Source organism: Lentzea sp. NPDC020367 (genome assembly GCF_044387305.1).
Taxonomy (GTDB): domain Bacteria; phylum Actinomycetota; class Actinomycetes; order Mycobacteriales; family Pseudonocardiaceae; genus Lentzea.
In genome coordinates this window covers 77,850-88,927 of the sequence record NZ_JBIRVV010000025.1, presented here as the reverse complement: position 1 = coordinate 88,927, position 11,078 = coordinate 77,850, and the positions used below count along the sequence as shown (strand labels likewise).

The 11,078-nt window shown below is 68.9% G+C and carries 10 protein-coding genes; all 10 read right to left on the bottom strand.

The window, feature by feature from the left end:
• Window positions 1-227: 227 nt before the first annotated feature.
• The 10 genes from ACH413_RS45425 to ACH413_RS45380 all read right to left on the bottom strand — a co-directional run bounded on the left by ACH413_RS45425 (window position 228) and on the right by ACH413_RS45380 (window position 11,062).
• On the bottom strand, window positions 228-665 hold the full coding sequence (locus ACH413_RS45425) for a tetratricopeptide repeat protein (protein WP_360048129.1): 438 nt from the start codon (window positions 663-665) through the stop codon (window positions 228-230).
• Window positions 662-1,399, bottom strand: coding sequence for a 4-hydroxy-tetrahydrodipicolinate reductase (gene dapB, locus ACH413_RS45420; RefSeq protein ID WP_360048130.1), 738 nt, complete (start codon window positions 1,397-1,399; stop codon window positions 662-664). Before dapB ends, ACH413_RS45425 begins: the two co-directional genes overlap by 4 nt.
• Window positions 1,396-2,688 carry a pitrilysin family protein gene (locus ACH413_RS45415; RefSeq protein WP_360048237.1) on the bottom strand — a complete coding sequence of 431 codons (1,293 nt, stop codon included), beginning with the start codon at window positions 2,686-2,688 and terminating at the stop codon, window positions 1,396-1,398. Before ACH413_RS45415 ends, dapB begins: the two co-directional genes overlap by 4 nt.
• Window positions 2,689-2,795: 107 nt before the next feature.
• Complete coding sequence (locus tag ACH413_RS45410; RefSeq protein ID WP_360048132.1) at window positions 2,796-5,045, bottom strand: polyribonucleotide nucleotidyltransferase; 2,250 nt, start codon at window positions 5,043-5,045, stop codon at window positions 2,796-2,798.
• Between the two features lie 234 nt (window positions 5,046-5,279).
• A complete protein-coding gene (gene rpsO / locus ACH413_RS45405) occupies window positions 5,280-5,549 on the bottom strand; it encodes a 30S ribosomal protein S15 (RefSeq protein WP_045318466.1) in 270 nt (89 codons plus the stop codon).
• 271 nt (window positions 5,550-5,820) lie between these two features.
• The gene (locus tag ACH413_RS45400; protein ID WP_319977437.1) at window positions 5,821-6,309 is read right to left on the bottom strand and encodes a helix-turn-helix transcriptional regulator; all 489 of its coding nucleotides are present in this window, start codon (window positions 6,307-6,309) and stop codon (window positions 5,821-5,823) included.
• A gap of 84 nt (window positions 6,310-6,393) precedes the next feature.
• Entirely contained in the window at window positions 6,394-7,326 is a 933-nt protein-coding gene (locus ACH413_RS45395; RefSeq protein ID WP_360048134.1) for a bifunctional riboflavin kinase/FAD synthetase, read from the bottom strand.
• 75 nt (window positions 7,327-7,401) lie between these two features.
• Window positions 7,402-8,289, bottom strand: a complete 888-nt coding sequence (gene truB, locus ACH413_RS45390) for a tRNA pseudouridine(55) synthase TruB (RefSeq protein WP_360048135.1) — start codon at window positions 8,287-8,289, stop codon at window positions 7,402-7,404.
• Between the two features lie 11 nt (window positions 8,290-8,300).
• On the bottom strand, window positions 8,301-9,662 hold the full coding sequence (locus ACH413_RS45385; RefSeq protein ID WP_396426074.1) for a nitrate/nitrite transporter: 1,362 nt from the start codon (window positions 9,660-9,662) through the stop codon (window positions 8,301-8,303).
• Between the two features lie 98 nt (window positions 9,663-9,760).
• Window positions 9,761-11,062 carry an MATE family efflux transporter gene (locus ACH413_RS45380; protein ID WP_360048137.1) on the bottom strand — a complete coding sequence of 434 codons (1,302 nt, stop codon included), beginning with the start codon at window positions 11,060-11,062 and terminating at the stop codon, window positions 9,761-9,763.
• Window positions 11,063-11,078 lie beyond the last annotated feature (16 nt).

The window sequence follows — 11,078 nt, the reverse complement described above, 5'->3', positions numbered from 1 at the left end:
GCCCAAAGCAACAGGCGTGCCATCAACCCGCGAGTGGCGCGGACCCCCCGATCAGATTGCCGGGGGTCTGGGGGCAGAGCCCCCAGGGGAAGCACCCAACGCAACCCGCCCGCCCGCAAGGTGACCCACCCACCCGGTCGCGGATCACAAGAACGCGCACGCTGACGCAGGGGTCCCCCCAATCCAGGAACCCCTACATCTCAACGTACTCAGCACCCCCGACAAGATCAGGCGTGCAACTCAATCGCCTTCCGCATGGTCTCGCGAGCCCGCCCACGATCCCCAGCGATGTCATACGCGTAAGCCAACCGAAACCAAACCCGCCAGTCCTCGGGCGAAGCCTCAACCTCAGCCCGCCGCTCCTCAAACCAAGAGTCGGCAGCATCCCGATCCACCCGCCCAGACGGCCGCCGAGGCAGATGCGAGACATCAGGCAGCAACCCGTCCGCATCCAACTCGCGGGCCATCTTCTCGGTCTCCCACCCAAACCGCAGGTTGGAGTACACAAGCCAAACACCAAGCACCGGCAGGATCAACACACCGACACCGAGCAGCACGCCGACCACCTCACCGGTCTGCAGCAACGCCACAGCCCGGCCGGTGAGCAGCACGAAGTAGACCGCGAGAGCCGCGATCAGCACCCCGACGGTGATCCGAACCTTCACAGGTCGAGGTACTTGTCGAGGCCGACGGCGAGCCCGGGACGACCCACGATCTCCCGCACACCCAGCACGACGCCGGGCATGAAAGAGGTGCGGTGCAACGAGTCCTGACGGATCGTCAGGGTCTCGCTCTCGCCGCCGAACACGACCTCCTGGTGCGCGATCATCCCGGAGATCCGCAGCGAGTGGACCCGCACGCCGTCGACGACGGCACCGCGTGCGCCCGGCTCCTCCTGCGTGGTCGCGTCGGGCATGGGGTCCATGCCGGAGCGTGCGGCCGCGATCAGGCGGGCGGTGTGGGCGGCCGTGCCCGACGGGGCGTCGGCCTTGCGCGGGTGGTGCAGCTCGATGATCTCGGCCGACTCGTAGTAGCGGGCGGCGATCTCCGAGAAGCGCATCAGCAGGACGGCGCCGATGCCGAAGTTCGGCGCCACGAGGACACCGACTGAAGGCTGTGAGGCGAGCAACGCCGCCACCGCGTCCAGCTTCGGCTGGTCGAAACCGGAAGTGCCGACGACGCAATGGATTCCGTTGGCGATGCAGAACTCCAGGTTCCCCATCACGACGTCGGGGTGCGTGAAGTCGACGACGACCTGCGCGCCGGCGTCCACCAAAGCCTGCAACGGGTCGTCGGCGTCGATGGCCGACACGACCTCCATGTCCTTCGCGGCCTCAACCGCGCGGACCACCTCGGAACCCATGCGGCCCCGCGCGCCGAGAACTCCGACGCGAATCATGCAATCACCTCGTGTACCTGGTCCGGCAGATCGTCGGCGTGATCGTAAGGGCCGACCACCGCCGCGGCGACGGGACGGCGCAGCAGATCACGTGCGAGCGACGCCACTTCGTCGGCCGACACGGCGTCGATCCGCGCCAGCGTGTCCTCGACGCTCAGGTGGTCGCCGTAGTTCAGTTCGGACTTGCCGATGCGCGACATCCGGGAACTGGTGTCCTCCAGGCCCAGCACGAGCGCGCCGCGCAGCTGTCCCTTGCCACGCGCCACTTCCGCGTCCGACAAGCCGCCGCGTGCGACGTCCACGAGCACCTCGCGGATGACGCCGGCGGTCTCGCCGAGCCGGTCCGGCTGGCAGCCCGCGTAGACGGCGAACGTGCCGGTGTCCGCGTAGAGGCCGACGGACGAGTAGACCTGGTACGCCAGGCCTCGTCGTTCGCGGACCTCCTGGAACAGCCGGGAGCTCATGCCACCGCCGATGGCCGCGTTCAGCACGTTCAGCGCGAACCGGCGCTCGTCGTGGCGGTCGATACCGCGCATGCCGAGCATCAGGTGCGCCTGCTCGGTGTCGTCGGTGTGCAGCACCAGTTTGCGGGCGTCGGCGATGCGCGCGCGACCCGCTCGGGGCACCACCGCGCTGCCCTCCCGCGACAGCCGGTCGCCGACGGCCTTGCGCACCAGACGCATCACGTGCGTGTGCTCGATGTTGCCCGCGACGGAGAACACCATGCGCGGCAACGTGTACCGCTTCTTGTAGAACGAGTAGAGCGCGTCCCGTTCCATGTCCTGAATGGACTTCTCGGTGCCGAGAACCGGACGCCCCAACGCATGCGCGCCGAACAACGCCTCGATGAACGCGTCGTGCAGCAGGTCCTCTGGGTCGTCGTCGCGCATCGCGATCTCTTCGAGCACGACACCACGTTCGGTCTCGAAGTCACGCGGACCGCAGATCGCCTCGAACACCACGTCCGCGACCAGGTCCACCGCGAGCGGCAGGTCCTCGTCCAGGACGTGCGCGTAGTAGCAGGTGTGTTCCTTCGCGGTGAACGCGTTCAGCTCGCCGCCGACCGCGTCGATCTCCTCCGCGATGGCCGCCGCCGTGCGCCGCGCGGTTCCCTTGAACAGCAGGTGTTCCAGGTAGTGCGCCGCACCCGCGACCTCTGGCCGTTCGTCACGGGACCCGACCTGCACCCACAGCCCGACCGAGGCGGACCGCACGCTCGGGATGCGCTCGGTGATGACCCGAAGGCCCGAGGGCAGCATGCTGCGCCGCACCTCGGACCCCGCGGACATCTCGAGCACCCGCGTGCTGCCCGGCTTCTGCAGGTGCCCCAATGTGTGAGTACGCGGACGGCCGCGGGTGGATGCACCCGCGGCCGTCACGTTGTTGTCTGTCGTGCTCACTGCGCGGGAGCCGCCTCAGGCGCAGCTTCCTCGGCGACCGGAGCCTCGGCGCCCTCAGCCGGCTTCGCGGCGTCCTCTTCGGACACCACGACGAGGCTGATCTTGCCGCGCTGGTCGATGTCGGCGATCTCGACGCGGAGCTTGTCGCCGACCTTGACGACGTCCTCCACCTTCGCGATGCGCTTGCCGTTGCCCAGCTTCGAGATGTGGACGAGACCGTCCTTGCCGGGCAGCAGCGAGACGAACGCGCCGAACGCCGCGGTCTTCACCACGGTGCCCAGGAAGCGCTCGCCGACCTTCGGCAGCTGCGGGTTCGCGATCGCGTTGATCATGCCGATCGCGGCCTCGGCCGAGGGGCCGTCCGCCGCACCGACGTAGATCGTGCCGTCGTCCTCGATGGAGATGTCGGCACCGGTCTGCTCGGTGATCGAGTTGATCATCTTGCCCTTCGGGCCGATGACCTCGCCGATCTTGTCGGTCGGGATCTTGACCGACGTCACGCGCGGAGCGAAGGCGCTCATCTCGTCCGGGTCGGAGATGGCCTCGGCCATGACCTCCAGGATGGTGTAGCGCGCGTCGCGGGCCTGGCCCAGCGCCGCCGCCAGCACCTCGGACGGGATGCCGTCGAGCTTCGTGTCGAGCTGCAGCGCCGTCACGAACTCCTTGGTGCCCGCGACCTTGAAGTCCATGTCGCCGAACGCGTCCTCGGCACCGAGGATGTCGGTCAGCGCCACGTAGCGGGTCTCACCGTCGACCTCGTCGGAGACGAGCCCCATCGCGATGCCGGAGACCGGCGCCTTCAGCGGGACACCCGCGTTGAGCAGCGACAGCGTCGAGGCGCAGACGGAGCCCATGGACGTCGAGCCGTTGGAGCTCAGCGCCTCGGACACCTGGCGGATCGCGTAGGGGAACTCCTCGCGCTTGGGCAGCACGGGCATGATCGCCCGCTCGGCCAGCGCGCCGTGGCCGATCTCGCGGCGCTTCGGCGAACCCACGCGGCCGGTCTCACCGGTCGAGTAGGGCGGGAAGTTGTAGTGGTGCAGGTAGCGCTTGTGCGTCTCGGGAGCGAGCGAGTCGATCTGCTGCTCCATGCGCAGCATGTTCAGCGTGGTGACACCCAGGATCTGGGTCTCGCCGCGCTCGAACAGCGCCGAACCGTGCGTCCTCGGGATCACGGCCACTTCGGCACCGAGGTCACGGATGTCCGTGAGGCCACGGCCGTCGATGCGGACCTTGTCGCGCAGGATGCGCTGGCGCACGAGCTTCTTGGTCAGCGAGCGGAACGCGGCGCCGACCTCCTTCTCGCGACCCTCGAACTGCTCGGCCAGCTTCTCGAGCGTGGCGGCCTTGACCTCGTCGAGCTTCGACTCGCGCTCGGCCTTGCCCGCGATGGTCAGCGCCTGCGCGAGCTCGCCGGAGGCGGAAGCCTCGACGGCCTCGAACGCGTCGGCCTGGTAGGCCGGGTACGTCGGGTACTCGCCGGTGGCCTTCGCGGCGACCTGGGCGAGCTGCGCCTGGGCCTCGCAGAGGACCTTGATGAACGGCTTGGCGGCCTCGAGGCCCGCGGCCACGACCTCTTCGGTCGGGGCGGTGGCGCCCTCGGCGATCATGTCGATCACGTTGTCGGTGGCCTCGGCCTCGACCATCATGATCGCGACGTCACCGGACTCGACCACGCGGCCCGCGACGACCATGTCGAACACGGCCTTCTCGAGCTGCTCGTAGGTCGGGAACGCCACCCACTGGCCCTCGATCAGAGCGACGCGGACGCCACCGATCGGGCCGGAGAACGGCAGACCCGCGAGCTGCGTCGACGCGGACGCGGCGTTGATCGCCACGACGTCGTACAGGTCCTTCGGGTTCAGGCTCATCACCGTGATGACGACCTGGATCTCGTTGCGCAGACCGTCCACGAAGGACGGGCGCAGCGGACGGTCGATCAGGCGGCAGGTGAGGATGGCGTCCGTGCTGGGACGGCCCTCACGCCGGAAGAACGAGCCGGGGATGCGGCCCGCGGCGTACATGCGCTCCTCGACGTCCACCGTGAGGGGGAAGAAGTCGAAGTGCTCCTTGGGGTGCTTCGACGCCGTCGTGGCGCTCAGAAGCATGGTCTCGTCGTCCAGGTACGCCACCACGCTGCCGGCGGCCTGACGCGCGAGGCGCCCGGTCTCGAAGCGGATGGTGCGCGAGCCGAACTTGCCGTTGTCGATAACGGCAGTCGCCTCGTGGACCTCGATGTCCGTCATTTACTTGTTACTCCTCGTCTTTTGGACACCGCTCACGCGTTTTGACGAGGCCGGTCTTCGATCGAAGTCCCCTGGGGCGTTTCCACCAGGAGGCCACTACCGAGGACCGGCGAGAAAAACTGCTTCGCGCGATGCGGGTCCTGTGTTTCGTTCCTCTTTGCAACCAGGGATCTGTATACACCCGGTTGTGCGCCGAGGGGGAGTGACCGGCCGGTCACTCCCCCTCGGCAAGTATCACCTGCGCAGACCGAGGCGCTGGATCAGCGCGCGGTAGCGGTTGATGTCCACCTTGGTCAGGTAGTTCAGCAGACGGCGGCGACGGCCGACCATCAGCAGAAGACCACGGCGGGAGTGGTGGTCGTGCTTGTGCTGCTTCAGGTGCTCCGTGAGGTCAGCGATGCGCTTGCTCAGCAGGGCCACCTGGGCCTCGGTGGAGCCGGTGTCCGAGTCGTGCAGACCGTACTCGCCGAGGATGGACTTCTTCTGATCCGTGGACAGTGCCACTAGGTACTTCTCCTACTTGTTCAGGTCCGTGCGGCCCCGCCCGCCGAATTGCTGGCCGGGGTAGCCGGTACTGGCCGCCACGGACCGCAGCCAGACCCAACTGCGAAGGCTATCAGGCACAGTGCTCAGCGGCGCGCTGACGTGCGCAACCCCACCCGATTCACGGGTGTGCGGGCACCGTCGGCGCTGCTCACGAGCGCTGTTTCGCGCCGCTGTCCGGCGCGCTCACCCATTGTGGTTCGCACCGGCAAGCCGTGCCAACCGAATTAATTCACTTCACCGGGTAACCCGCGGCGCGGATCGCGCGGCGGAACAACTCCGCGATCGCCGGGAAGTCCTCGTGCAGCAGATCAGCGGCCTGCTGGAGCTCGACGCGGTCGGCGACGCGGCGCAGCACCGGGTACGCGACGCTCTCGTCGCCGTTGACCGGCAGCGAGTCGCGGGACACGGTCGGCTTGGACTCCCGCACGTCGTCGAGCGCCCGCTGCAACGCCTCCGGCGCCCCGGTCGCCACGTCCGGCGTGAGGATCTTGCGCTCCAGCATGATCATCCGCGCGAGGACGGAGGGGTTGCCGATCTTGGCGCGCCGGCCGCTCATCACCTGGCTGAGCATCGGCGCGCTGATCCCGAGCACGTCCGCGAGCTGGGCCTGGGACACGTTGAAGGCCACGACCAACCGGCGCACGCGGTCACCCAGAGGCTCCCCGTACCACTCCCTCTGCAGGGCGAGGTTGCGCTGAACGATCTTGTGGTCCTCCACGTCGCCCTCTCCAGTAGCCCGTTCTCCGACCAGCATCCTGCCAGCCTGCGAACGCACAGACGTCCGCTTCGCCCAATCTGACGGTCACGACTCGGTGAGCAGTTCCCTCGTTCGGTCTACATCTCGATGCATTTGTTCCAGCAGGGCTTCGACGGAGTCGTACTTCTCCATCTCGCGCAGCCTTTCGACGAAGTCCACGGCGACGCGCTGCCCGTAGTAGTCCTCGTCGACGTCGAGCACGAACGCCTCGACCCGGCGTTCCCTGCCGGAGAAAGTCGGGTTGGTCCCCACCGAGACGGCGGCCTTCAAAGTCTTGCCCTTGGCGTCGGTGAACCAGCACGCGTAGATGCCGTCCGCCGGAACCGCGGCGAACTTCGGCGTCGACAGGTTGGCGGTCGGGAACCCGAGGTCCTTGCCGCGCCCGTCGCCCTTGACGACGATCCCCTCGAGCCGGTGCGGCCGGCCCAACGCCTCCGCCGCCGCCTTCACGTCGCCGGCGTCGATGCACGCCCGGATGTAGGTGGACGAGTACGTCACCTCTTCTGCGGACACCAGATCAGCCCCCTCGGTCACGAATCCGAACCGCTGCCCGAGCTGGCGCAGCATCGCGACGGTACCGGCAGCCTTGTGCCCGAAGGTGAAGTTCTCACCCACCACGACAGCGGCCGCGTGCAGCTTCTCGACCAGCACCTCGTGCACGAACTGGTCCGCGGGCATCCGGCTGGTCTCCAGGCTGAACGGCACCACCACGAAGTGGTCGATGCCCAGCTCCTCGACCAGTTCTGCCCGCCGCCGCAGCGTCGTGAGCTGCGCGGGATGGCTGCCGGGCCGCACGACCTCGGACGGGTGGGGGTCGAAGGTCATCAGCACGCTCGGCAGTCCGCGCTGCTCCGCGAGTTCGACGGCACGTCCGATGAGGGCCTGGTGGCCTTTGTGGACACCGTCGAACACGCCGATGGTCACTACGCAGCGGCCCCAGCCGCCGGGAAGGTGATCTAGTCCGCGCCAGCGTTGCACGGTGATCAGCCTACGACGCCCGTCCCGCCTGACGCCTGCCCGCCTCGCAAGGCGGTCCGAACTCGGGCACCAGCCCTAGTCGGCCGGGCTCAGGACCACCACCGGCTTGCAGGCGGTGCCCTCGTCCTTGACCAGCGCGATGACGTGCCCGTCCGGCCCGAACACCCCGTAGGTCCCCTCGATCCCGCCCGCGCGCAGCCGCTGCCCGTGCGACAGCGCCGAAGCCTCGGTCGGGTCGATCTCCCGGCGCGGGAACGCCGTCGCGACCGCCGAGTCCAGGTCCAGCGACAGGCCGGGCGTCTCCTCCAGCTGCGCCAGGGTCTTGGCCACGCGGAGGTCGAACGGGCCGACCCTGGTTCGCCGCAACGCCCCCAGGTGCCCGCCGACGCCCAGTGCGGCGCCGAGGTCGCGGGCCAGCGCGCGCACGTACGTGCCGGACGAGCACTCGACCATCACGTCGAGGAGGACCTGCTTGTCCTCACGGCGTGAGAACAGCACGTCGAACCGGTGCACCGTCACGGGGCGTGCGGGGATCTCGACTTCCTCACCGGCGCGCACCCGTGCGTAGGCGCGCTTGCCGTCGATCTTCACCGCGGACACGGACGACGGCACCTGCTGGATCGGGCCGGTCAGCTTCGCGATCTCGGCGGCGATCGCGTCGTCCGCGACGCCGGAAGCGTCCTCAGTGGACAGAACCTCGCCCTCGGCGTCGTCCGTCGTGGTGGACGCGCCGAGCACGATCGTCGCGAGATAGGCCTTGCTGTCGAGGGCGAGGTGGCCGAGGAGCTTCGTCGCCCGCTCGATGCCGAGCACGAGCACGCCGGTCGCCATCGGGTCCAGCGTGCCGGCGTGCCCGACCTTGCGGGTGCCGAGAATCCTGCGCACACGCGCCACCACGTCGTGCGAGGTCATGCCGTCCGGCTTGTCGACGACGACCAGGCCCGGTGCAACAGAGGGTTTCACGGCGCAAGAGCTTAAGCGACGTGCAGAGCGTCCCAACGACGACGCCGGATCTGCACCGGCACGGTCTCCCCGCGCTCCTCGGCCTCGAACACCGCGGCACGCGCGCGACGCCACCACACGAGCATCCGCCAGCCGCCCAGAACGAGCACCAGCACGCAGAAGCTCAACGCCACGCGGAACGCCGTGGCGGGCGCCAGCACACCCTCCACGAGGTCCAGCAGCACGCCGACACCCAACGCGGTCACGGTCACCGCGAGGAAGCCGCCGACGTTGACCAGACCGCTCGCGGTGGACTGGCGATGCGACGGGTTGTAGTCACGGGCGAGAGCGAACGCCACGCCCGAGATCGGCCCGCCCACGGTCAGCACGAGGAACACCACGGCGATGACCGGCGCCGGCACGTGCCCGCCCGGCCACAGCAGCAGCACGCCCCAGCCGGTGAACGCGAACGCCAGGAACCCGACCGAGATCGGCATGCGCCACTCGGGGTTGCGCGAGAACAGGCCGCCGATGATCGGGCTCGCCACGATCGCGCCGATGACGAGCAGGCCGAGCGTCGAGGACGCGGCGCGCGGCGACATGCCCTGCGCCTGCACGAGGTACGGGTAGCCCCAGAGCAGACCGATCACGGCCGGCGTCGACATGGTGCTGAAGTGCGCCCAGAACCCGAGCCGGGTGCCGGGCACGCGCCACGCCTGCCGCACCTTCGGCCAGATCTTCTTGAACGGCACGACTTCCGGCTTCGGCGCGGTGAATCCAGCCGGCACGTCCCGCACCCGCAGGAACGCCACGACCGAGTACAGCGCGGTCACCCCGCCCGCGATGAGGAACGCCCACGTCCACCCGATCGAGCCGAGCATGAGCGTCAGCGGCACGGTGGCGACGAGGTTGCCGACACCGCCGATCGCGGCCGTGACCGCGACGACGAGCGAGTACTGGCGCGGCGGGAAGTGCGTCGCGACGAGGCGGATCACGCTGATGAACGTCATCGCGTCACCCATGCCCAGCACGGCCCGCGCGACGAGCCCGAGCCCGTACGAGTCGGCGATGGCGAAGAGCACCTGGCCGGTGCCCATGAGCAGGGCGGCGACGGTGAGCACCCGGCGCGGCCCGTACCGGTCCACGAGCAGACCGGTGGGAATCTGCATGAGGGCGTAGACCCCGATCTGCAGCACGGTGAACACACCGAGCTGAGCGGGTCCGAGCCCGAAACGTTCGCTCGCCTCCAGTCCGGCCACGCCGAGCGTGGTGCGGTGGAACAGGGCGGCGAAGTAGACGAAGACGGCGGTGGTCCAGATCAGCCACGAAGTGCGGGTGGCGCGATCGACCGGTGGCAAGGCGGCACTCTCCCCAGGTCGGAGGCAGGCAGACATTAGTTACATCGCCTAAACAACCTTCTTGGTAACGATTTCATGCCGTGAGGTCGGACACAGCGTCCGATCGGGCGTCCACCCCGTGGGGCTGCTCACAGCTACCGAACCGCGCCCTCGACCGCCCACTCCCCCGACCGCGTACGCCACACCACGGCCACCAGCCGCAGCACCATGAACGCCGACAACCCCGTCCAGATCCCGGCGAGCCCCCACCCGAACGCGTACGAGGCCCACACGAGCGGCAGGAACCCGATCACCGCGGAGCCGAGCGTCGCGGTCCGCATGAACTTCACGTCACCGGCGCCCAGCAGCACACCGTCCAACGCGAACACCACGCCCGCGATCGGTTGCAGCGCAACGAAGAACCACCACGCGTTCGGAATCTCGCCCAGCACCCCGGCGTCCGTCGTGAACGCCCGCGGCAGCACCGTGAACAACGCCGCGAACACGAGCCCGAGGCCGATGCCGAACACCAGTCCGTACCGCGTGATCTGCCAGGCGAGCTTCTCCGCCTGCCGACGCTTCGACGCCCCCAGTGCCGCGCCGACGAGCGACTGCGCCGCGATGGCCAACGAGTCGAGCACAAGTGCGAGGAACGTCCACAGCTGCAACACGACCTGATGCGCACCCAAGGCAGCGACGGACGACCGTGCCGCGACGGAGGCCGCACTGATGAAGCACGCTTGGAACGCCAAGCTCCGCAACACCAGGTCACGCCCCATGCCGAGCTGCGCGCGCATGGCGGTCCACTGAGGCTTCAACGACACGTGCTCCGCGAACAGCGCCTTGAAGAACAGCCCGGCCGAGAGCACCTGCGCCACGACGTTCGCGACGGCCGAGCCCTCCAGGCCCCAGCCCGCGCCGTAGACGAGCGCGGGACACAGCACCGCGCTGATGCCGTTGCCGATCAGGATGTACTTCAGGGGCCGTTTGGTGTCCTGAACACCGCGCATCCACCCGTTGCCGGCCATCGTGACGAGGATGAACGGCGCACCGAACAACGCGATGCGCACCCACTCCACCGCCGCGTCCGCCACAGCGCCACCACCGGCGAGCAGCTCCGCCAACGGCCGCGCGAACAGCTGCCCCAACAGCACGACGAGCACTCCGGCCGCCAGCGCCAGCCACGTCGCCTGCACGCCCTCCTCGACGGCCTCCTGACGCCGCCCAGCCCCGTGCAACCGGGCCGTGCGCGCCGTCGTGCCGTACGAGAGGAACGTCAGCTGCGTCGACACCTGCGTGAGCAACACACCGCCGAGCGCGAGCCCGGCGAGCGGCAACGCCCCCAGGTGCCCGACCACGGCCGTGTCGACGAGCACGTACAACGGCTCGGCCGCCAGCACCCCGAGAGCGGGTACCGCCAGCCCGATGACCCGCCGAGCGGGAACCCGATCCTCCACCGGACGAACCTATGCG

What these genes read in the sequence shown, in the direction of transcription:
- ACH413_RS45415 (WP_360048237.1), bottom strand. Translation starts at nt 2,688, where the DNA reads ATGTCCGCGGGGTCCGAGGTGCGGCGCAGCATGCTGCCCTCGGGCCTT.
- ACH413_RS45410 (WP_360048132.1), bottom strand. Translation starts at nt 5,045, where the DNA reads ATGACGGACATCGAGGTCCACGAGGCGACTGCCGTTATCGACAACGGC.
- dapB (WP_360048130.1), bottom strand. Translation starts at nt 1,399, where the DNA reads ATGATTCGCGTCGGAGTTCTCGGCGCGCGGGGCCGCATGGGTTCCGAG.
- ACH413_RS45385 (WP_396426074.1), bottom strand. Translation starts at nt 9,662, where the DNA reads ATGTCTGCCTGCCTCCGACCTGGGGAGAGTGCCGCCTTGCCACCGGTC.